Origin of the sequence: Pseudomonas mercuritolerans (assembly GCF_025706525.1) — a bacterium.
GTDB lineage: Bacteria > Pseudomonadota > Gammaproteobacteria > Pseudomonadales > Pseudomonadaceae > Aquipseudomonas > Aquipseudomonas mercuritolerans.
Map to the genome: position 1 here is coordinate 404,777 of NZ_JAMSHA010000006.1, position 21,144 is coordinate 425,920.

The following is a 21,144-nucleotide window of genomic DNA, read 5'->3' on the forward strand; positions in this document are numbered from 1 at the left end:
CGTATTCAGTCCCGCGCGGTTATCAGAACAGAAAATAACGCTGCGCCATTGGCAGCGTTTCCGCTGGCTCGCACCACAGCAACACGCCATCGGCCTTGACCTGATAGGTCTGCGGATCGACATCGATGTTCGGCAGATAGTCATTGTGGATCAGGTCGGTTTTCTGCACGTCGCGACAGCCCTTCACCACAGCGATCTGCTTCTTCAAACCCAGGGCTTCGGGCAGCCCGGCCTCCTGCGCCGCCTGGCTGATAAAGGTCAGGCTGGTGGCGTGCAGCGAGCCTCCGTAGCTGGCGAACATCGGGCGGTAATGCACCGGTTGCGGCGTCGGTATCGAGGCGTTGGCATCGCCCATCAGGCTGGCGGCAATCGCACCGCCCTTGAGGATCAGCGTCGGTTTCACGCCGAAAAACGCCGGGCGCCACAGCACCAGATCGGCCCACTTGCCGACTTCGATCGAGCCGACTTCGTGGCTGATGCCGTGGGTGATCGCCGGGTTGATGGTGTACTTGGCGATGTAGCGTTTGGCGCGGAAGTTGTCGTTGCCCTCGCCATCCTGCGGCAGCGGGCCGCGCTGTTTTTTCATCTTGTCGGCGGTCTGCCAGGTGCGCGTGATGACTTCACCGACGCGGCCCATGGCCTGGCTGTCAGAGCTGATCATCGAGAACGCGCCGAGGTCGTGGAGGATGTCTTCGGCGGCAATGGTTTCGCGGCGGATGCGGCTTTCGGCGAAGGCGACGTCTTCGGCAATGCTCGGGTCGAGGTGGTGGCAGACCATCAGCATGTCGAGGTGTTCGTCGATGGTGTTGCGGGTGAACGGCCGGGTCGGGTTGGTCGAGCTCGGCAGCACGTTGGGGAAACCGCAGGCCTTGATGATGTCCGGCGCGTGGCCGCCACCGGCACCTTCGGTGTGATAGGTGTGGATGGTGCGGCCCTTGAATGCGCCGAGGGTGGTTTCGACGAAACCCGATTCGTTGAGGGTGTCGGTGTGGATCGCCACCTGCACGTCGTACTGGTCGGCGACGTTGAGGCAGTTGTCGATGCTCGCCGGAGTGGTGCCCCAGTCTTCGTGCAGCTTGAGGCCGATGGCGCCGGCCTTGACCTGTTCGATCAACGGCTCCGGCAGGCTGGCGTTGCCCTTGCCGGTCAGGCCGATGTTCATCGGGAAGGCATCGGCGGCCTGGAGCATGCGCGCCAGATGCCACGGGCCGGAGGTGCAGGTGGTGGCGTTGGTGCCGGTGGCCGGGCCGGTGCCGCCGCCGATCATGGTGGTGACGCCGCTCATCAATGCTTCTTCGATCTGCTGCGGGCAGATGAAGTGGATATGCGTGTCGATGCCGCCAGCGGTGAGGATCATGCCTTCGCCGGCAATCACTTCGGTGCCGGCGCCGATGGCGATGGTCACGTTGGGCTGCACGTCGGGGTTGCCGGCCTTGCCGATCGCGGCGATGCGCCCGTCCTTGAGGCCGACGTCGGCCTTGACGATGCCCCAGTGGTCGATGATCAGCGCGTTGGTGATCAGCGTGTCGACCACTTCGGCGGCGAGCAACTGACTCTGGCCCTGGCCGTCGCGGATGACTTTGCCGCCACCGAACTTCACTTCCTCGCCGTAGGTGGTGAAGTCTTTCTCGACTTCGATCCACAGCTCGGTATCGGCCAGGCGCACCTTGTCGCCGACGGTGGGGCCGAACATGTCGGCGTAGGCGCTTCTAGAAATCTTCATGTGCTTGCCTTGGGATTCAATTGTTTTCGAGATCGCTCGCATAGCTCGCTATCGCAGCCTCGCTGCGCTCGTCAGCTCCTACAGTCAGTGATTGGCTTGAGACCAGGTGACATTGGTAGGAGCTGCCGAAGGCTGCGATCTTTTCGGGATACGCCGATCTCAGTCGAGATCACCCATGATGCGGCCGGCAAAGCCGAACACCCGGCGATGCCCGGCGTAATCGACCAGCTCGACTTCACGGCTCTGGCCTGGCTCGAAGCGCACGGCGGTGCCAGCGGGAATGTTCAGGCGCATGCCGCGACTGGCGGCGCGATCAAAGTTCAGCGCGTCGTTGGTTTCGAAAAAGTGAAAGTGCGAACCGACCTGGATCGGCCGGTCACCACTGTTGGCGACTTTCAGGCTCACGGTGCGGCGGCCGACGTTGAGTTCGATGTCGCCGGGCTGGATCTGGTATTGGCCAGGAATCATCGCTGGGCTCCTTGCAGGACTTTGTAATAGAGAGCGGTCGGGCGATAGGTGCCGTTGGGATCGCAGGCGTAATCGGGGATTTCGCCGGCGCGCACGTAGCCCAGCGCCTTGTAGAAATCTTCTGCCGGCGAGCCGGCCTCGGTGTCGAGATAGAGCATGCCGCGCTTGTGCTTGGGCGCTTCGAGTTCCAGCGCCTGCATCAGTTGCTGACCGAGACCGCGCCGCCGCGCGTGTTCGCGCACCAGCAGTTTCTGCACTTCGGCGCGGTTCAGGCCATTGGCCTTCAGGCACAGGCCCAGTTGCACGCTGGCCAGCACCTGCTCGTCCTTCACCACCACCCAGAGCAGCGTGCTGCCCTTGTTGATGTTGTCCTGCACCTCATCGAAATACGCGCGCGCCTGCGCGGCATCGAGGTCGGCCATGAAGCCGACGCTGGCGCCGTAACCGACGGCGTCGAGCAGCAGATCGATCAGGCCCTGGCGATAGTGGGCAAAGCTTTCAGCGTTGACGCGGCGCAACTGGGCGGCGTTCATCGACATCACTCCTTGTGGGCATCCGGTGGCTGTGCGCCGGGATTGAGGGTCAACTGCATGAAGGTCAGATCGAGCCAGCGGCCGAACTTGGTGCCCACTTGCGGCATCTGCCCGGTGATGCTGAAACCGGCGCGCTCGTGCAAGCGGATCGAGGCAGCGTTGCCGCTTTCGATGGCGGCGACCATGACGTGTTTACCGCAGGTGCGGGCGCGTTCGATCAGCGCGGTCATCAGTTGCGGGCCGAGGCCGTTGCCGCGTTGATCGCTGCGCACGTACACCGAGTGTTCGACGGTGTGGCGGAAGCCATCGAACGGGCGCCAGTCGCCGAACGAGGCGTAACCCAGCACTGCGTTTTCACGGTCGACGATCACCAGAATCGGGTACGCCTGCAACTGACGCGCGTCGAACCATGCCTGGCGATTGCCGAGGTCGACCGCTTGTTCGTTCCAGATCGCCGTGGTGTTGAGCACGGCGTCGTTGTAGATGTCGCGGATCGCCGGCAGGTCGGCCCGGCTCGCATCGCGAATGCTGTAAGTCATGGTGCGGCCTCAGACTATCGGCTGGTGAACGGTGACCAGTTTGGTGCCGTCGGGGAACGTCGCCTCGACCTGGATTTCCGGAATCATTTCCGGGATGCCTTCCATCACTTGTTCGCGGCTGAGCAGGGTGGTGCCGTAATGCATCAGCTCGGCCACGGTCTGGCCGTCGCGCGCGCCCTCGAGCAGCGCGGCGGAGATGTAGGCCATGGCTTCCGGGTAATTGAGTTTCACGCCACGGGCCAGCCGCCGCTCGGCGACGAGGCCGGCGGTGAAGATCAGCAGCTTGTCTTTTTCGCGTGGGGTCAGGTCCATGTTGGAATCCAATATCGGCAGTTAAGAATGATCAGGTCGATCGCGATCTGTAGGAGCTGCCGAAGGCTGCGATCTTTTGATCTTGCTGTTAAAGATCAAGATCAAAAGATCGCAGCCTCGTTTCACTCGTCAGCTCCTACAGGGGCATGCATTTCAGGTGTTCCAGATTCGCGGTGGCTGGGCCTCGCGGCCCAGCAGCGCTGGCCTTAGCAGTCGCCATAAATCAATCAGCCAGGCGCGGGCGAGTAACGCTTCACCGGCCAGACACCGCGCCACCAGCAACCCTGGCAACTGCGTCAAGTCTCCACGCACTTCGTGCCCCAGCGAGCGGCAGCGCTCCAGCAACCCGGCGTCTATCTCACCGGTGACCAGCATCGTTGCGAACACCGGATTGCCATCCAGGCCGATCGGCGAATCGAGTAAACCGTCCGCACCGACAATGCGCTGCCGTTCGTGCCAGAGCAACTGACCATCGCGGCGGATATCCAGGTGCGCCTGAAAATGCCCGAGGTCAAAACGCTCGCCGCTGGCCGGACGACCGAGCGCCACCACGTCCCAGTAGAACAGCCGCGCATCGCCTTCGAGCTCGATCGTTGTGCTCAACTCGGCCTGCGCGGCGCTGTAGACGATGGTTTCCTGCGGTAGCCATTCAAGCGTAGCGCCGGCGGCGACTTTCAAGTCGAGTTGCTGATAAGCCGGTCCACCGGCGCGATACCATTTGGCGGCGCCGGGGCTGGTGATTTGCGCCCAGGCGTTGGGTTCGACGCGGGCACTGATATCCAGTCGATCACCACCGGCAATTCCGCCCGGTGGGTGGACGATGATGTGCTGACAGACCTCGGGGCCTTCGGCGTACAGGTGCTTTTGTACGCGCAGCGGGCCGAGATGGCGTCGCATGACCGGGCGCGTGCAATCGCCGAAGCGCGCGTAAGCCAGTTCCAGCTCGGCGTGCCAGCTCGGGGTAAACAGGGCAGGTGAGGCAAGTGAATTCATGATTTGTGATTATCGTTAGGAAGCTACAGATTAGACCGGCGCGTTAGATCGTGACCAGCCCGCGTACACCCTCGGCCTCCATATTTTCACCGCGACCCTGCTGGATAATCTCGCCCCGCGACATCACCAGGTATTGATCGGCCAGCTCGGCGGCGAAGTCGTAGAACTGCTCGACCAACAGAATCGCCATGTCACCGCGCGCCGCGAGCTGCTTGATCACCGCGCCGATTTCCTTGATCACCGACGGTTGAATGCCTTCGGTCGGCTCATCAAGAATCAGCAGGCGCGGGCGGCTGGCCAATGCGCGGCCGATCGCCAGTTGCTGTTGCTGACCACCGGACAGATCACCGCCACGGCGCTGCTTCATTTGTAGCAGCACCGGGAATAGTTCGTAGATGAAAGCCGGGACTTCCTTCGCTTCACTGCCAGGAAAACGTGAAAGACCCATCAGCAGATTCTCTTCCACGGTCAGACGCCCGAAGATCTCCCGGCCCTGCGGCACATAAGCGATACCGGCATGCACGCGCTGATGCGGTTTGAACGTGGTGATCGGTTTGCCTTCCCAGTTCACCGCACCTTCCTTGGCCGGCAGCAGGCCCATCAGGCATTTGAGCAGGGTGGTCTTGCCCACGCCGTTACGTCCGAGCAGGCAGGTCACTTCGCCGACCTTCACGTCAAAGCTCAGGCCGCGCAGGATGTGGCTACCGCCGTAGTACTGATGAAGTTGTTGGACTTGTAGCATCGGAACTCCGTTAGTTGGGCTTCAAGCCGCAAGCCGCAAGCTGCAAGCAAGAGCAGTGCTGTTTATGACTTTGCTTTTACTTGCTGCTTGAAGCTTGTCGCTTGCAGCTGGCCGATTCATCGGCCGAGGTAGACCTCGATCACCCGCTCGTTTTCCTGCACCTGTTCCAGCGAGCCCTCGGCCAGCACGCTGCCCTGATGCAGCACCGTGACGTGGTCGGCAATCGAGCCGACAAAGCCCATGTCGTGCTCGACCACCATCAGCGAATGCTTGCCCGCCAGCGACTTGAACAGCTCGGCGGTGAATTCGGTTTCGGCGTCGGTCATGCCCGCCACCGGCTCGTCGAGCAAGAGCAGTTGCGGGTCCTGCATCAACAACATGCCGATCTCAAGGAACTGCTTCTGGCCGTGGGACAGTAGGCCGGCCTGGCGATTGACCGAGGTGGTCAGGCGAATCGTCTCAAGCACTTCGCTGATGCGGTCCTTCTGTTCGCCGCTCAGGCGTGCACGCAAACTGGCCCACACCGACTTGTCGGTCTTCTGCGCCAGCTCCAGGTTTTCGAACACGCTCAAGGCTTCGAACACCGTCGGTTTCTGAAACTTGCGGCCGATGCCGGACTGGGCAATCTGCACTTCGCTCATCTGCGTCAGGTCCAGGGTTTCGCCGAACCAGGCCTTGCCGTGACTGGGCCGGGTCTTGCCGGTGATCACGTCCATCAGCGTGGTCTTGCCCGCGCCGTTGGGGCCGATGATGCAGCGCAGTTCGCCGACGCCGATGTACAGGTTGAGATTGTTCAACGCACGGAAGCCATCGAAGCTGACGCTGATGTCTTCCAGGGTCAGGATGGTGCCGTGGCGCGTATCGAGGCCCGGGCCGACGCGCTGGCCGAGGCCGATCGAGTCGCGACTGGTGCCTTCGTCCTTGTTCGGTTCCACGGGAAAAAACGCAGGTTCCAGCATGAATTCAGCACTCGCTGTGACTCTCATTGTTCACCTCGTTTCTTCAGCAGACCGATCACGCCCTTGGGCAGGTACAACGTCACGACGATGAACAGCGCGCCGAGGAAGAACAGCCAGTATTCCGGGAAGGCCACGGTGAACCAGCTCTTCATGCCGTTGACCACGCCGGCGCCGAGCAGCGGCCCGATCAGCGTGCCGCGCCCGCCGAGGGCGACCCACACCGCCGCTTCGATCGAGTTGGTCGGCGACATTTCGCTGGGGTTGATGATGCCGACCTGCGGCACGTACAGCGCTCCGGCGAGACCGCACAGCACCGCACTCAGCACCCAGACGAACAGCTTGAAACCACGCGGGTCGTAGCCGCAGAACATCAAACGGTTTTCCGCATCGCGCAACGCCGTCAGCACCCGGCCGAACTTGCTCTGCGCCAGGCGCCAGCCGATGAACAGGCTCGCCACCAGCAACAACACCGTGGCCAGAAACAGCACCGCGCGGGTCCCCGGTTCGGTAATGCCGAAGCCGAGAATGGTGCGGAAATTGGTGAAGCCGTTGTTGCCGCCAAACCCGGTCTCGTTGCGGAAGAACAGGAGCATGCCGGCGAAGGTCAGGGCCTGGGTCATGATCGAAAAATACACACCCTTGATCCGCGAACGGAAGGCGAAAAAGCCGAACACCAGCGCCAGCAGACCCGGCGCCAGCACCACCAGACACATGGCCCAGATAAAGCTGCTGGTGCCGGTCCAGTACCACGGCAACTCGCTCCACGACAGGAAAGTCATGAACGCCGGCAAGCCATCGCCGGCCGCCTGCCGCATCAGGTACATGCCCATCGCGTAACCGCCGAGGGCGAAGAACAGACCGTGGCCCAGCGACAGCAGGCCGGCATAGCCCCAGACCAGATCCAGCGCCAGAGCAACGATGGCGTAGCAGAGGATTTTGCCGACCAGGGTCAGCGTGTAGGCCGAGACGTGCATTGCATTGTCCGGCGCGAGCAGTGACAGCAGCGGCAGAACGATCAGCAGCGCGAGGATCACCCCGCCGACCGCGAGCGTGACTTTCGGCCCGGCCTTTTGTGTGGCCGTGACTAACAGAGGCTGGTTCATCAGTCGATCACCCGTCCTTTCAGTGCGAAGAGGCCTTGCGGACGTTTCTGAATGAACAGAATGATCAGCGCGAGGATCAGGATCTTGCCGAGCACCGCACCGATCTGCGGTTCGAGAATCTTATTGGCGATGCCCAGGCCAAACGCCGCGAGCACGCTGCCGGCCAGTTGGCCGACGCCGCCGAGCACCACCACCAGGAACGAGTCGATGATGTAGCTCTGGCCAAGGTCGGGACCGACGTTGCCGATCTGGCTCAGCGCCACGCCGCCCAATCCGGCGATGCCCGAGCCGAGGCCGAAGGCGAGCATGTCCACGCGCCCGGTCGGCACGCCGCAGCAGGCGGCCATGTTGCGGTTCTGGGTGACGGCGCGCACGTTGAGGCCGAGGCGGGTTTTGTTCAGCAACAGCCAGGTCAGCACCACCACGAACAATGCGAAAGCGATGATGACGATGCGGTTGTACGGCAGCACCAGATTGGGCAGTACTTGGATGCCGCCGGACAGCCACGCCGGGTTGGCCACTTCAACGTTCTGCGCACCGAATACCAGACGTACCAGTTGGATCAGCATCAGGCTGATGCCCCAGGTCGCGAGCAGGGTTTCCAGCGGCCGACCATAGAGATGGCGGATGACCGTGCGTTCCAGCGCCATGCCAATGGCGGCGGTGACGAAAAACGCCACTGGCAGCGCGATCAACGGATAAAACTCGATGGCCTGCGGTGCGTAGCGCTGGAACATCAACTGCACCACGTAGGTCGAGTAGGCGCCGAGCATCAGCATCTCGCCGTGCGCCATGTTGATCACCCCGAGCAGGCCGAAGGTGATCGCCAGACCGAGGGCGGCGAGCAGCAGAATCGAGCCCAGCGACATGCCGCTGAACGCCTGGCCGAGCACTTCGCCGATCAGCAGTTTGCGCTTGACCTGAGCGAGGCTGGTTTCGGCGGCGGTGCGCACGCCGGCATCGCTTTCCACTCCGGGTTCGAGCAAACCTTCGAGGCGTGTACGGGCCAGTGGGTCGCCGGTTTCACCGAGCAACCGCACCGCTGCAAGGCGCACCGCCGGGTCGCTGTCGACCAATTGCAGATTGGCCAGCGCCAGGCTCAGGGCGGCATGCACGCTTTGGTCTTTTTCCCCAGCGAGCTGCTGGTCGAGAAATTTCAGCTGCGCGGGTTTCGCGCTTTTCTGCAATTGCTGTGCGGCGCTTAGACGGATTTTGCTGTCAGCGGCGAGCAATTGATGGCTGGCCATCGCGGTGTCGATCAGACCCCGCAGGCGATTGTTCAGGCGCAGGGTTTTCGCTTGGCCGTCGATCGTCAGTTCGCCTTGTTGCAGGGCGTTGAGCAATTCGATACGGGCCGGATCGGGCTGCGCGGCCCAGGCTTCCAGCAGTTTGGCCTGTTGCATCGGATTGGCCGCGACAAAGTCTTCGGCGTCGCCGGCGTGGGCCAGCAGCGGCAGCAACAGTGCGATGGCACAGATGAATCGGAAAAGGGCAGTGGGCATAGTCAGTCGCCTTGACGCGGACATTGTGGGAGCGAGCCTTTGTGGCGAGGGGATTTATCCCCGTTCGGCTGCGAAGCAGTCGTGATATCGGTCGACGCGATCAATCTGATACACCGCGACCGATGGCTTTGGGGCTGCTTCGCAACCCATCGGGGATAAATCCCCTCACCACAAAGGCCCGCTCCCACAGGGAATTGCATCAGCCTCACGCCAGGCGCGAGACTGACATCCGGTGACTCAGTTGCTCTTCACCGCATAATCCGGCTTCTTGTCGTTGCCCTGAATGAACGGGCTCCACGGTTGCGCGCGGATCGGGCCTTCGGTCTGCCACACGACGTTGAACTGACCGTCGCTCTGGATTTCGCCGATCATCACTGGCTTGTGCAGGTGGTGATTGGTCTTGTCCATGGTCAGGGTGTAGCCCGATGGTGCGGCGAAGGTCTGCCCGGCCAGTGCTTCGCGCACTTTGTCGACGTCAGTGGATTTGGCTTTCTCGACCGCCTGCGCCCACATGTGGATGCCGACGTAGGTGGCTTCCATCGGGTCGTTGGTCACGGCTTTATCGGCGCCCGGCAGGTTGTGTTTCTTCGCGTAGGCTTTCCAGTCCGCGACGAATTTCTTGTTCGCAGGATTTTCCACCGACTCGAAGTAGTTCCACGCCGCGAGGTTGCCCACCAGCGGTTTGGTGTCGATGCCGCGCAGTTCTTCTTCGCCGACCGAGAAAGCCACCACGGGCACGTCGGTGGCTTTCAGGCCCTGGTTGGCCAGCTCTTTATAGAACGGCACGTTGGAGTCGCCGTTGACGGTCGAGATCACGGCAGTCTTGCCACCGGCGGAGAATTTTTTGATGTTGGCAACGATGGTCTGGTAATCGCTGTGACCGAACGGCGTGTAGACCTCTTCGATGTCCTTGTCGGCCACGCCTTTGGAGTGCAGGAACGCGCGCAGGATCTTGTTGGTGGTGCGCGGGTAGACGTAGTCGGTGCCGAGCAAAAAGTAGCGCTTGGCGCTGCCGCCTTCTTCGCTCATCAGGTATTCAACCGCCGGAATCGCTTGCTGGTTCGGCGCGGCGCCGGTGTAGAACACGTTCGGCGACATTTCTTCGCCTTCGTATTGCACCGGGTAGAACAGCAGACCGTTGAGCTCTTCAAATACCGGCAGTACCGATTTGCGCGATACCGAGGTCCAGCAGCCGAACACCACCGCGACCTTGTCCTGGGTCAGCAACTGTCGGCCCTTTTCGGCGAACAGCGGCCAGTTGGAAGCAGGGTCGACCACCACCGGCTCGAGCATCTTGCCGTTCACGCCGCCCTTGGCGTTGATCTCGTCGATGGTCATCAGCGCCATGTCCTTGAGCGACGTTTCGGAGATCGCCATGGTCCCGGACAACGAATGCAGAATCCCGACCTTGATGGTCTCGGCGGCCTGGACAGTCCAGGTCATGCCCATCGCGGCAATGGATGCCGTGAGTGTGAAAGCCTTGATCAAACTGCGACGCTTCATTGTGCGATCTCCATGAACATTCGATTTTTTCTGGTTGGCAGATGCGGACGACTGAAGGTGTGTTTTGCAAAGGCTGTGCCCGGTCGCGTTCAGGCAAGAAAATGTCGTGCCAGAGCGTTTGCGCTCTCAAGACTTGCACCATGAGGGCACGCGCTATGGGCGATGGTGCGCAGAGGTGCGCCAGATTGGGGCGCGCAAGCGGCGCCGTTACAGAAACGATAAACATGTACCGCAGCCTCACGGCAGCTGCGACACACACTCGTCTGCTCATCCCGATTTTCTGCGCAGGTTTTTATGAATGATGTGTCTGGGCGTTCCGGTCGCGCCGCAAGTTCTCCGAAAAAATTCAAATTGCCCCCCCTTGGCCCGGCGTTCCTGAGCGAAGAAGACGCCGCCTATTGGGTGCATACACGGATCCCGCTCAACCCGGACAAAGAATACGGCAGCGTGATTCTGCGACGTCCCGACGGCAAGTTCCTGGCGACCTCACCCATCGCGGGCGAAGCCACAAGTTTCGAATTTGGCTCCATTCTCGAAAGCGGGGTGCTCGGCGAGCTGCGCCATCCCTTGGGCTACCGATGCATCGCCAGCGTACACAGCCATCCGCCACTGCATGACGAGTTCCGCAATGGCAATCCGCGTCAGGATGAAATGCTGCTCAGGTTGTTCATCAGTTTCTATTCTGCAGGCGACTTTCTGGGTGATGTGTCAGCGCGGGATTTTTTCCGTAGCGCCTATCTTTCCGGCCCTGACGGCAGCCTGCTCAAATATGTGTCGAGCGGCTCCCCGGAGGAGCGCGCATACGTCCTCTGGCATCAGTCCGGCGCGCCGTCCGGTCGGCCTCCAGCGATCAACGATGTGATGGGGCTGATCAACAAACTGGCGACGGTCGGCGAGCTCAAGGTCATTGTGTCGAATGCCGATTGGGGGCACTCGGTGGGGCGGGTACCTGCGGACTGGAAGGCCGGCACGCCTTTTTCGACCGGGACAATCACCGAAATGCCGTTGATGACCCGGGTCTGCGTCAATCCTGAACGCGCCGTGCTGGCGGCATTGAAATCCCGTGGCGCACAGAGGTCGGGATTGCTGCTGAAGAAAAGCACGAGCGAGGAGTATGTAGCGACCCACGCGCGCGCTGCACAAGCGACATCCTGGGATCCTGCAAAGGTTTTTCCCGAAGCTGGCGATGGTCAGTTGCGATTGCCGCGAGGCTACGTGCTCGAAGGTTTTTACTTCGCATCGCGGCCCGATCCGGCGCGAGCGCCCGCGACCGAGCAATGGCTGGCAGAGAACTTTTTTGCGCCGCAGGACGTGGCGCTGGCGATCGCCCGTCGGCGCCGCGCATTACCTCTGGCGGCGCCGGGCAAGCCTCTTTCGCTGTACATGCAGGCAAGGGACACCGCCATGTTGAAGTACACCTTCAGCGGCAGTCAGGTCGAAGCGGCCTTCAGTCAGGAGCATCCCGACGGAACCGTCAGCGATGGCGGCATCGAGGCGAGACTGTCGAGCGGAACACTTCGACCACGCGAATTCGTGTCGATGCTGATCATCGCCGGCAGGCTGCAAGTGCTACGCGGCAGTGCCTTGTGGTCTCGCCTCGGGGTGCTGGATCTGCAATGGACGCCGTATCCGGATTTCACCTGGCCAGTGTTGAGCCGGGAATTTCTGACGTCCGATGATGCCGCGCGTTATGCCCATCAAGCGGTCGGCAATCGCCGCGACCGGCAATTTGCGGGCTACATTTTCCAATGCAGCAATCAACGCTTCGTGGTCACCGAACCGCTGCCAGGCGATATCGATGTGCTCGGCCAGGGGCGGCTTTATCCCCACGACAACCAAGGACGGGCCATTTTTCCGGATGATCATCGCCTGCACGCGCGCTATGTGTCCCATGTTGCCGTGTCGCAACTGGAACCGGTGGAGGTCGATTATCTGCAATGGACCCCGCACGAAGCCGTGCTCAGTCTGCAGATGCTCAGTGTCGAGGAAGTCCGGCGGGTGCTGCTTGATGAGATTGTCCTGTATGTATCGGCCGCTGCGGACAGTCTGCTGCGCTTTGAGGCCGACGGTTCAGCGCCCGCTGCGGAACTGGGCAGGCGTCTGGGAACCAGCCGGCATCCCGGTGCCCTCGCCACGGAACTGGGCAATGGCAGCAAGCGGCCGCAGGATTTTATCCGTGAGCAAGCGGCGGCCGGTCGGCTGACCAGCCTGGTCGATAACCCATTGTGGGGCTATCGCGGCCGGATCGCCTCGACCTGGTCGGTGCGTGAAGCGCCGCCCGCGCCCGACGCGCCGGTCTGGCCGGTGATTCATCCGTTTTCCCCGGACTACCCTGTGCTTCCAACGCCGGTATTGCCTGGGCTGACCCCGCCAGCGATCGCCGCGCCTCAGTTGATGCTGCCATTGCCGTTGCCGTGGCGCCGACCGGAAACGGTGGCCTACGGTGCGGTGTTCGCTTCAGCCGACGAGGTGGCACAGAGTCAGCATGAACGCGCCAGGCATTGGCAAGAGCAGGTCAACGCCTGCTTCGGGTTCATCCTCAAACACCGGCAAAATGAAGAGTACATTGCCACGGAGCTGATTCCCGTCAGCGATGGGCAGAGCAGTCTGTTTCAACTCAACAGCCTGTTTGCCGCGCGAAGATCGGAGCCGTGGTATCAGTTTCCCGAGGGCTTCGATCTGTACGCCAGCTGGTATTCGCACCGTCGTTCAGATGACCCGAGGAAAACGCCGGATGACTGGCTCAACCATTACTTCATCTCGCCGGACAATCTCACCACTTCGATGTATTACGGACGTCGGCGTCCGGTTGTGGCGTCGCAGCTTCCGGTAGCCCTCTATATCGCAACGTGCGACGGTGCGCTGTTGAAATATGCGAGAAGCCCGTCCAGCAAACTCTTTTATGACGCCACGTCGCAGAGCACGCTCGACACGATCAAGAGCGATCTGGCGTCCGGACACTTGGTGCCTAGCGATTTCGTCCACGAGGTGGCCAACAGTGGCGAACTCTCGGTGATGCATGCTGGCTTGTGCTGGGACCGAACGGGGCTCGTCGGGGTGACCTGGCAGCCATACGCACACCTGCAGCGGCGCTGGCTGGGGCCGGTTTTTCTGACGGCTGACGATGCTGCTATGCATGCTGCAACCCTGCTCGCTGCAGTGAGCGACCGGGTGTTCGGCGGGGTAATCCTGGAGACGGCCGACAAGCGCTTCGTGGCGACTGCGCCGATTGAAGTCAGCCGTGAAGATTTCGACCTTTTCGAAATCTGCCCTGAGGAAAGCCGGACCTATGGATTTTTTCCGCTCGGTTGCCACATCGTGGCGCGCTATCGGTCGCGCGCCGTCCGAGAGGCCTCGCTGGTGCTGTCGCGCGTCCAGAAACAGATCTACCTGAACATGTTTACCGTCGATGTGCTGGAGTCGGCCTTCAACAAACGCGGGGTGAGGGAGGAATATCGGGTTACGGCAGACGGCTCGCTGGTTGCTTACAAACCGGCGTCCTTGCTTGAATTTCTCTTTGCTCCGGACGGGTCAGTGCTCAGGTATCAGCCGCAGGCCGAACTGTTTTCGCAGTTGCTTGGCCAGGGCGACCGGTTCGCGGCCGTCGATGCGAAAGCGATCAAGCAGGGCTTGCGCAGCAGACATCTGCAGCCCGTTGAATGGATCAATGCCCTGGCCAAGGGCGGGCATCTGCAAGTGATCAAGGGCAGCGAGATCTGGGGGTTGCCGCGACAGGTATCGGTGTGGGCACCTTTTTCCGAAGATCTGTTGCCGGCCAGAGAGTATGACAAGGCCTTGAGCAAGCCGCTCTGCAGTGCACTGTTCGTGCAGGCAGACGCTGCCGCCCAATATGTTCATGACGCGTCCGTCAGCAGGGATACCCAGACTTTCGGCTACCTTTTGCGCAACCAGCAAGGCGTATGCCTCGCCACCTTGCCGGTCGAAGTTCAGGGCTCGGCGCTGGCCCTTGATCGCGTGTTCGAAAACGGTGAGCTGATTTCGGGCTTTGCGCTCGACGCGATTTATCTGCGGGCACCGCTACCGCCACTGGGCGCGCGATCCGGCGACGTGCGCGAGGTCTTTCTGCTGCCCAATGATGTTCTGTCAGTCTGCGTTCGAGCCAATACCCCACAGGGTTATCGGCCGATCTACTTCTCATGCGCCGACGGGGCGTTGTTGAAACTGCAACTGCATGCCTTCGAGCCGGGCGAGTTCTACGACCGCCGCGGGCAGATCGAGCTGCGCCCCAATGCATTTGTCTCTGCGGTACAAGCCGCCAACGATGAGCGAGACATCGCCAAAGGCTCGTTCGACTTTCCTGCATATATCCGCCGAATGGCAGCTGCGGGCCGGCTCGAGGTGATCCAGAGCAGTGAGTACTGGTCCAGACATGGCCTGGTGGATGACAGTTGGCAGCCGCGCCAGGCCGATGTCAGCGCTGAGCAGCGCTGGCGAGAAAATCCCGTCCCGGCACTCGGCCCGGTTTTCCATCACCCCGACGACGCTGCACGCTATGCACAGCAGCGAGCGGCCGAGGCCATTCTCGACGTCGGTTACGAGAGTGCAATTCTGGCGCCAGCGGTCGCCAGTCAATTTGTACCGCTCGAACCCATCGCCTGGTCCGCGCAGGATCCGAGCCCGCTGGCGCGGATATTCCGGAAGTCGACGGACTCTTCGGTGAGTTGGCAGCACCCGGCGCCGCGTTATCCCGATGGTTACCATCCGATCGCCGCTCATCAGATGCACCTTTCAGGCAACACCACTCTGGTGCCGGACGCAGAGGGAATCAGAGCCAATTTCGCGACGCCAGAGCTCGTATACGCCCATTCCCACGACCTGAAAAACAGGGGCTTCGATATTCGGCATTATTTCTATTCGACGCCGCACAATGTCCTGCTCAAATACACGCCTTCCTATTCGGCTGCCGAGCGTGATCTGCTGTTGACCCGGTCGGTGTTTTTCGAGAACGGCCGATGGACCAGCCACCTGAGTCCGGGCGAATTCGTTTCCCGGCTTATGGCGCTGGGCGAGTTCCGGGTGTTGGTCGCCGGTTACTACTGGGCTCAGACCGGGCGCATGGGACGTGCCTGGAAGGTGCAGCGCAAGCAGCCATCGTCGCCAGGCACGGTGCGCATCCGCGACGAGTTGTAATTCGCCGCGGCTGGCTCCGGGGAGCGTGCCGCTATTGGCGGCCGCTCCTCATGGCGCATCGCTCAAGTCGAGGCCGGCGCACTCCGGCCAACACGCGACAGCAGCAGGCGATCAAGCAACCAGACCACCACCAGCGAAGCCCCCACCAGCGGAAACACCACCGCCAGCACCAGCATGATCGCCACGCCGGTTTTCCACTTCGGCAGGTCATGGCGCAGCGGCGGCACACCGAATTTGCCTTCAGGCCGACGCTTCCACCAGATCACCACACCACTGACGGCGCTGAGCAGAATCATCAGGCAGATCAGCAGCACGACAATCTGGTTGAAGGTGCCGAACATCTTGCCTTCGTGCAGCATCACGCCGATTTCGGTAGCGCGAGCAACGGTGCCGTAGTGCTCGAAGCGCACATCGGCGAGGACCTTGCCGGTGTACTGATCGATATGCAGGGTGGCGTCGTTGCGCGGGTCATCGGCGAATACGGCGATGGTGAACACGCCGGTGGCGGTGGTCGGCAGGGTGATGCTGTAGCCGGGTTCGACCTTGCGTTCGCTGGCGATGTTCTGCACATCCTGCAGGCTGACTTCGGGTGCAGCGGGGCCGGCATGGGCATTGCCGTGATTCATGTGTTCGGCGTGGTCGCCGGACATCGGCATCGGTGTGTTCTCCATCGCCCATGGCACGGTCTGGCGCGTGGCGCTGTTGAGGCTGCGCGCTTCAACGTCGGAGGTCGGCACGTTGTTCCACATCGCGGCCGGGAACACGTTCCATACCGCCGCATATTGTTTGCCCCAGAAACCGGTCCAGGTCATGCCGCTGAGCAACATCACCAGCAGCAATGTAGCGCCCCAGAACCCGGTGACCGCATGCAGATCGCGCCACAACAGCCGACCGCGGCTGCTCAGGCGCGGCCACAGAATGCCTGCTGCCTGACCGCGCGGCCACCACAGAAACAGCCCCGACACCACCAGCACCACGCCCCAGCCAGCGGCCATTTCGATCAGCCGATCGCCGACCGTGCCGATCATCAACTCGCCGTGGATCGCGCGGGCGATGGCTTGCAGATTCTGCTTGGCATCCTGCTCGCCGAGGATGTCACCGTGATACGGATCGACGAATACGTTGAGTTCGTGACCTGCGTTTTTCACCACGAATTGCGCGCTGCGCTGGGCATTCACCGGCGGCAGGTACTGGGTGACCTGGCCCTGCGGATAGGCAGCTTTCACCCGTTGCAGCAGGTCATCGGCCGGCACTGTGTGGTGCCCGACCGGTACTTCGAGCAGGCTGCTGTACATCAGCGAATCGAGCTGCGGTTTGAACAGATAAATGATCCCGGTCAGGGCCAGCATCACCATGAACGGCGCGACGAACAGCCCGGCATAGAAATGCCAGCGCCAGGCCAGGTTGTAGAAATTGGGTTGAGGCTTTTGCATCACGTGTGCTCCGCTTGGCTTGGTTCTTTTCGTTGTCTGTTACCTGTGGGAGCGAGCCTGCTCGCGAAGGCGTCATGCCAGACGACATCACTGTTGAATGCGCCGGCCTCTTCGCGAGCAAGCTCGCTCCCACATGGGTGTTTGTCAGAAACTCATATCCACTTTGGTCCAGAGCGTGCGCCCCGGTTCATTAATTGCCTGTGGGTCATTGGCCGGGTAGCCAAACCCGGCGTTGCCGGCCAGGTTCAGGTGCTCGGCGTAGGCTTTTCCGAACAGGTTGTCGACACCGCTGCTGACCTTCCAGTGCTTGTTGATGCGGTACGCGCCGTTGAGCGAGAACACGCCGAAGCCGGAGCTCTGGGCGTAATCCTTGCCGACCACGTTGCCCTTGTTCGCGTCGATGCGGTGCTGCGCGGCGACCACTCGCCAGAGTGCGCCGGCGCTCCAGTTGTCTTGGCTGTAGGTCAGGCCGAAACGCGCGTCCAGCGGCGGCATCTGTGGCAGTGCCGAGCCGTCACTGCTGTTCTTGCCCCAGGCGTAGGCCAGGGTCGCATCGGCTTTCCAGTTGTCGGTGAGGTTGTAGGCAGCACCGAGTTCGCCACCCATGATCCGCGCATCGATGTTCTCGGCGCGCGAGGTGCTCATGCCCATCATTCCCGGGGTGTAGTCGAACAGGATGTAATCGCGTACCACACCGATATAACCCGAGGTCCAGGCTTCGAGGTCGGCGCTCTTGTAGTTCACGCCAAAGTCGAACTGCGTGGTCTTTTCCGGTTTGATCGAGTCGAACGCATTGACCGATCCTGCCGGGCCGGACTTGGGTGAAAACAACTCCCAGTAATCCGGAAAGCGTTGCGCGTGACCGAGGCCGGCGTAGAGCGTGGTCGGGCTGTCGGCGAGGTCATGCTCGTAACGGATGAAGCCGCTGGGCAGGGTCTCGGCGCGGGTGTCGTCGGCGGTCGGGTTGGGACGGGACATCATCCCCGACCCGGTGGTCTGCCGGTAATCCTTGGCCGAAGCGCGATCCACCCGTGCGCCAGTGATCAAGCGATCACGCTCGGCGGCGTACCAGGTCATTTCGCTGAACACGCCGTAGTTATGGAAATCGGCGTCCTTGCTGTACGGCAGTTGCTTGTAGGTATCGACGCCCATTGCACTGCGCTGACGGTGCTCGTTCGTCTGTGCGTCGAGACCGGTGATCAGCTGAACATCAGCCCAGCGCCAGGTTGCTTTGATCCGTGCACCGAGGGTACGACGATCAACGTTGGACGCCATGGGCCCGGCCATCATGCCGGTGCCGGACGGCGTGCGCAGGGTGTAGTTGTCCATCACATGGTCGGCGTAGTTGTAGTACACCTGCGCCTCGAGTTTTTCCAGCACGTCGCTGATGTTGGATTTTTCAAAGCGCAGGCCAAGGCTTTCGCGCAGGAATTGCGAACCGTCCATGCCGCGCCCGGCGTACCGCGCCTCGCCATCACCCTTGCCGGCGGTGAGCTCGATCAGAGTGTCGGCATCCGGCGTCCAGCCCAGTGCGACATCGCCGTTCCACTTGTCGTAGCGCGAGGCGACGATGTCGTTGTTGCCATCGCGGTAATCGTCGGAATGCGCGGTGTTGCCGATCACCCGCAGGTAACCCTGAGGGCCGCCGGCAGCGGCATCGATGACCTTGTCGAAACGGCCGTGGGAGCCAGCCAGGATGCTGGCGTTGACGCGAGTACCGAGTTCGCCGAAGTTCTCCGGCTCACGGTCGAACAGCACCGTACCGGCCGATGCGCCCGGCCCCCAGAGGACCGTCTGCGGGCCTTTGATCACCGTGAGCTTGTCGTAGGTTTCCGGCGAGATGTACGAAGTCGGCGCGTCCATCCGGCCAGGGCAAGCGCCGAGCATCATGCTGCCGTTAGTGAGGATATTCAGGCGCGAGCCGAACATGCCGCGCAGCACCGGATCGCCGTTGGTGCCGCCATTGCGCACCAGAGCGAAGCCGGGAATGGTCTTCAGATAATCGCCACCGTCACTGGCCGGCACCGGTTGGCGCGGATCCTTGGGGTTGGTGACGATCGTCAGTGGCGAGCTTGGGGCGATGGCAGTGATCACCGTCGGGCTCAGTTCGTTTTCATGGCCGGCGTGATCGTCGGCCAGCGCCAGCGGTGTCAGCAGTACGCCGCAAAGGACGGCAATAGCGTGCCTGCAACGAATCCGCGATTCATTCAGGGCAAAGTGCGCGCGGGCGGATTCCGCGCAGGGGACAGCAATAAACCTGGACATGACAATTTCCATCGAACAATCGTAAACACCACGGCCGGCAGCCTGGAGCTGTCTTCTCAACCGTGTGCAATCAAAGGTGCGTGTTTACGTGGCGATGGGCGGGGCGCGGGTGCGGGCGCCGGGGAAGAAGGGTTGGCGGGCATGGCCCAGACGCGGGGAGGGTGGGGTGAAGGTGTTCGGTGGCGGGATATTGAAAGCGACGAAATCGCCGCCGCCGGTCAGTGCCGGGCAATTGAACAGCAGGCTGCAATAGCCGCATTTTTCCCACAGCACGTGATGCGAGGATTGCGGCGGGCAATGCTCGGCCGCAGGCTGGGCTGCATGGCCGCTATGATCCATGCCGGGCATGTCCATCGACATGTCCATGCTTATTGGCATCGATGTCGAGGCGTGTTGATCCATCGGCATCGACTGAGAAATCAGTGGACCGATGAAGATCATCAACATGGCGAACAGGGCGATCCAGCTGCCACGCGTCAGCGCTTGAGTCTGACGGTGATGCGGGACGGGCCTGGCGCGCAACGGGCGCATGGGCGAAGTCAGCCGGGTCGGTTACTGAGCGTGGACGTGGCCCTGAGCGGATTCCGGCGGTTTTTTCTGCACGGCGACGTCGACGGTGACATCTCCGGCTTTCTCGAAGTGCAGAGTCATCGCAAAGCGCTTGCCGTCGCTGAGCAGGTTGCGATCAGTCGGGTTGAGCAGCATAACGTGGTAAGCCATCGGCGCGAAGGTCACGGTGCCGCCGGCGGGGATTTCCACGCTCGGTACTTGCTGCATCTTCATCAGATCGCCCTGCATCACGTGCTCGTGCAACTGCGCTTGGGCAGCGATGGGCGAGTCGACGCTGAGCAGGCGATCGGCGCTTTTACCGGTGTTGTGGATGATGAAGTAGGCGGCGACGGTCGGCGCATTCGGCGGCAGTTCCTGCGACCACGGGTGGGCGATTTCCAGCGCACCCGCCTTGTATTCATGGGCATGGGCGAAGCACGCCGGCAACAACAGCGCAGCGAGGACGAAGAGTTTCTTCAACATGGCAGTTCTCCAGAACGATTTGAAACGCGGATTTTTGGCGCGAACAAATCAGACCAGAGGGGAAGCACGGGGATTGAGACTCGGCCATTGCTGGCGCGGCGTCGGGGCTTGCAGGGAGGCGGGCGCAACGCTGCGGTTGCTTTCAAATTGGGCGAAATACAGCTGCGGCGAATGCCCCGGCAGCGCCAGCAATGGCGCCCCACCTGAGCAACACCAGCAGTGCTGCATGTTCGAATGGCTGTCGTTCTGCGGGGCCTTCTGATCCGTGGCACCGATGTCGATCGCCACCATCTTCATGCCGCTGCCGGTGCAGAAACTGCTCCAGAGTATCTGCTCGGCCGGTGAACTGGCCGCCTGCGCCATCGCCCCGCTCAGCGGCATGGCGAGCATGTTGAACAGCACTGCAAGGCAGGCGATCCAGGCAAATGCTAACCGGCGTCGGTTCATGGGACAGGTCCGTTGGGTGGGCGATCAGGCGCGGCCCATTTAGCCTGATCAGGGCCGATAAGTAAAAAAGCGTCGTGCGGTTTGGTGTCGCAGTGCTTGCTGCAAAAGTTGTAACAGTCTGCGCCCCGTTTCGATTTCGCCGTTGTGAATGAGTGTAGCGGCTTCGATTCGCAATGCCTGGGCGAAATCCGCATCGGTCTCTATTCGTGCTCGTATGGTCTGCATAACGTCTCGACCTGCTGCTCGGTTAAGTTGCCCATCGCCCGAATCTTCCAGTGCACATCCTTCGATGTACTGGCCAAGATCGGCAGGAGTTTTCAGATAGTCCCGAACATCAAAACGAAGAAATTTCTCGGACATTGAATATCACGCCTTTGGGTTCAAAGGCCGAAGGGTAGGTGGTGTGCCTGAACGCTGAAAGTCGGTGTTGTTCTGAATT

Annotated in this window: 18 protein-coding genes; 1 reads left to right on the top strand and 17 read right to left on the bottom strand. The window is 61.6% G+C overall.

Features of this window, described 5'->3' with window-relative positions:
* Positions 1–22: 22 nt before the first annotated feature.
* From ureC to urtA, 11 genes are all read right to left on the bottom strand, one after another.
* Positions 23–1,723 carry an urease subunit alpha gene (ureC, locus tag ND528_RS19175; RefSeq protein WP_071174262.1) on the bottom strand — a complete coding sequence of 567 codons (1,701 nt, stop codon included), beginning with the start codon at positions 1,721–1,723 and terminating at the stop codon, positions 23–25.
* 159 nt (positions 1,724–1,882) lie between these two features.
* Complete coding sequence (locus ND528_RS19180; protein ID WP_137215866.1) at positions 1,883–2,191, bottom strand: urease subunit beta; 309 nt, start codon at positions 2,189–2,191, stop codon at positions 1,883–1,885.
* The gene (locus ND528_RS19185; RefSeq protein ID WP_263470927.1) at positions 2,188–2,724 is read right to left on the bottom strand and encodes a GNAT family N-acetyltransferase; all 537 of its coding nucleotides are present in this window, start codon (positions 2,722–2,724) and stop codon (positions 2,188–2,190) included. The genes ND528_RS19180 and ND528_RS19185 overlap by 4 nt, the downstream gene beginning before the upstream one ends.
* Before the next feature lie 5 nt (positions 2,725–2,729).
* On the bottom strand, positions 2,730–3,263 hold the full coding sequence (locus tag ND528_RS19190; RefSeq protein WP_130912245.1) for a GNAT family N-acetyltransferase: 534 nt from the start codon (positions 3,261–3,263) through the stop codon (positions 2,730–2,732).
* Between the two features lie 9 nt (positions 3,264–3,272).
* On the bottom strand, positions 3,273–3,575 hold the full coding sequence (gene ureA, locus ND528_RS19195; protein ID WP_003221215.1) for an urease subunit gamma: 303 nt from the start codon (positions 3,573–3,575) through the stop codon (positions 3,273–3,275).
* A gap of 153 nt (positions 3,576–3,728) precedes the next feature.
* Positions 3,729–4,568 carry an urease accessory protein UreD gene (locus tag ND528_RS19200; RefSeq protein ID WP_263470928.1) on the bottom strand — a complete coding sequence of 280 codons (840 nt, stop codon included), beginning with the start codon at positions 4,566–4,568 and terminating at the stop codon, positions 3,729–3,731.
* Positions 4,569–4,611: 43 nt separating this feature from the next.
* Positions 4,612–5,310 carry an urea ABC transporter ATP-binding subunit UrtE gene (gene urtE, locus ND528_RS19205; RefSeq protein ID WP_263470929.1) on the bottom strand — a complete coding sequence of 233 codons (699 nt, stop codon included), beginning with the start codon at positions 5,308–5,310 and terminating at the stop codon, positions 4,612–4,614.
* 116 nt (positions 5,311–5,426) lie between these two features.
* Positions 5,427–6,296, bottom strand: coding sequence for an urea ABC transporter ATP-binding protein UrtD (urtD, locus tag ND528_RS19210; RefSeq protein WP_016771888.1), 870 nt, complete (start codon positions 6,294–6,296; stop codon positions 5,427–5,429).
* Complete coding sequence (gene urtC, locus ND528_RS19215; protein WP_137215869.1) at positions 6,293–7,372, bottom strand: urea ABC transporter permease subunit UrtC; 1,080 nt, start codon at positions 7,370–7,372, stop codon at positions 6,293–6,295. Before urtC ends, urtD begins: the two co-directional genes overlap by 4 nt.
* Positions 7,372–8,874 carry an urea ABC transporter permease subunit UrtB gene (urtB, locus tag ND528_RS19220; protein ID WP_130912242.1) on the bottom strand — a complete coding sequence of 501 codons (1,503 nt, stop codon included), beginning with the start codon at positions 8,872–8,874 and terminating at the stop codon, positions 7,372–7,374. Before urtB ends, urtC begins: the two co-directional genes overlap by 1 nt.
* Positions 8,875–9,111: 237 nt before the next feature.
* Positions 9,112–10,377, bottom strand: a complete 1,266-nt coding sequence (gene urtA / locus ND528_RS19225) for an urea ABC transporter substrate-binding protein (protein WP_056787644.1) — start codon at positions 10,375–10,377, stop codon at positions 9,112–9,114.
* Positions 10,378–10,671: 294 nt separating this feature from the next.
* On the opposite strand from urtA, the gene ND528_RS19230 reads away from it, so the two are divergent.
* A complete protein-coding gene (locus ND528_RS19230) occupies positions 10,672–15,528 on the top strand; it encodes a DUF4329 domain-containing protein (RefSeq protein ID WP_263470930.1) in 4,857 nt (1,618 codons plus the stop codon).
* 62 nt (positions 15,529–15,590) lie between these two features.
* Here ND528_RS19230 and ND528_RS19235 read toward each other — a convergent pair whose 3' ends face one another.
* The 6 genes from ND528_RS19235 to ND528_RS19260 all read right to left on the bottom strand — a co-directional run bounded on the left by ND528_RS19235 (position 15,591) and on the right by ND528_RS19260 (position 21,065).
* A complete protein-coding gene (locus ND528_RS19235; RefSeq protein ID WP_212615193.1) occupies positions 15,591–16,961 on the bottom strand; it encodes a PepSY-associated TM helix domain-containing protein in 1,371 nt (456 codons plus the stop codon).
* A 144-nt stretch (positions 16,962–17,105) separates the two neighbouring features.
* Positions 17,106–19,226: a TonB-dependent copper receptor gene (locus tag ND528_RS19240; protein WP_263470931.1), complete on the bottom strand. Its 2,121-nt coding sequence runs from the start codon at positions 19,224–19,226 to the stop codon at positions 17,106–17,108.
* 84 nt (positions 19,227–19,310) lie between these two features.
* On the bottom strand, positions 19,311–19,757 hold the full coding sequence (locus tag ND528_RS19245; protein ID WP_212615195.1) for a DUF2946 domain-containing protein: 447 nt from the start codon (positions 19,755–19,757) through the stop codon (positions 19,311–19,313).
* 21 nt (positions 19,758–19,778) lie between these two features.
* Entirely contained in the window at positions 19,779–20,258 is a 480-nt protein-coding gene (locus ND528_RS19250) for a copper chaperone PCu(A)C (protein WP_263470932.1), read from the bottom strand.
* 48 nt (positions 20,259–20,306) lie between these two features.
* Positions 20,307–20,705, bottom strand: coding sequence for a DUF2946 domain-containing protein (locus ND528_RS19255; RefSeq protein WP_071174272.1), 399 nt, complete (start codon positions 20,703–20,705; stop codon positions 20,307–20,309).
* A 48-nt stretch (positions 20,706–20,753) separates the two neighbouring features.
* The gene (locus ND528_RS19260) at positions 20,754–21,065 is read right to left on the bottom strand and encodes a hypothetical protein (RefSeq protein WP_133337093.1); all 312 of its coding nucleotides are present in this window, start codon (positions 21,063–21,065) and stop codon (positions 20,754–20,756) included.
* Positions 21,066–21,144: the final 79 nt, after the last annotated feature.

Bases quoted from the DNA above. Each gene is read 5' to 3' on its own strand.
- urtC (WP_137215869.1), bottom strand. From the start codon at position 7,372: ATGAACCAGCCTCTGTTAGTCACGGCCACACAAAAGGCCGGGCCGAAA.
- ND528_RS19185 (WP_263470927.1), bottom strand. From the start codon at position 2,724: ATGAACGCCGCCCAGTTGCGCCGCGTCAACGCTGAAAGCTTTGCCCAC.
- ND528_RS19180 (WP_137215866.1), bottom strand. From the start codon at position 2,191: ATGATTCCTGGCCAATACCAGATCCAGCCCGGCGACATCGAACTCAAC.
- ND528_RS19230 (WP_263470930.1), top strand. From the start codon at position 10,672: ATGAATGATGTGTCTGGGCGTTCCGGTCGCGCCGCAAGTTCTCCGAAA.
- ureA (WP_003221215.1), bottom strand. From the start codon at position 3,575: ATGGACCTGACCCCACGCGAAAAAGACAAGCTGCTGATCTTCACCGCC.
- urtA (WP_056787644.1), bottom strand. From the start codon at position 10,377: ATGAAGCGTCGCAGTTTGATCAAGGCTTTCACACTCACGGCATCCATT.
- urtB (WP_130912242.1), bottom strand. From the start codon at position 8,874: ATGCCCACTGCCCTTTTCCGATTCATCTGTGCCATCGCACTGTTGCTG.
- urtD (WP_016771888.1), bottom strand. From the start codon at position 6,296: ATGAGAGTCACAGCGAGTGCTGAATTCATGCTGGAACCTGCGTTTTTT.
- ND528_RS19250 (WP_263470932.1), bottom strand. From the start codon at position 20,258: ATGTTGAAGAAACTCTTCGTCCTCGCTGCGCTGTTGTTGCCGGCGTGC.
- ND528_RS19260 (WP_133337093.1), bottom strand. From the start codon at position 21,065: ATGTCCGAGAAATTTCTTCGTTTTGATGTTCGGGACTATCTGAAAACT.
- ND528_RS19200 (WP_263470928.1), bottom strand. From the start codon at position 4,568: ATGAATTCACTTGCCTCACCTGCCCTGTTTACCCCGAGCTGGCACGCC.
- ND528_RS19240 (WP_263470931.1), bottom strand. From the start codon at position 19,226: ATGTCCAGGTTTATTGCTGTCCCCTGCGCGGAATCCGCCCGCGCGCAC.
- ND528_RS19255 (WP_071174272.1), bottom strand. From the start codon at position 20,705: ATGAACCGACGCCGGTTAGCATTTGCCTGGATCGCCTGCCTTGCAGTG.
- urtE (WP_263470929.1), bottom strand. From the start codon at position 5,310: ATGCTACAAGTCCAACAACTTCATCAGTACTACGGCGGTAGCCACATC.
- ND528_RS19235 (WP_212615193.1), bottom strand. From the start codon at position 16,961: ATGCAAAAGCCTCAACCCAATTTCTACAACCTGGCCTGGCGCTGGCAT.
- ND528_RS19245 (WP_212615195.1), bottom strand. From the start codon at position 19,757: ATGCGCCCGTTGCGCGCCAGGCCCGTCCCGCATCACCGTCAGACTCAA.
- ND528_RS19190 (WP_130912245.1), bottom strand. From the start codon at position 3,263: ATGACTTACAGCATTCGCGATGCGAGCCGGGCCGACCTGCCGGCGATC.
- ureC (WP_071174262.1), bottom strand. From the start codon at position 1,723: ATGAAGATTTCTAGAAGCGCCTACGCCGACATGTTCGGCCCCACCGTC.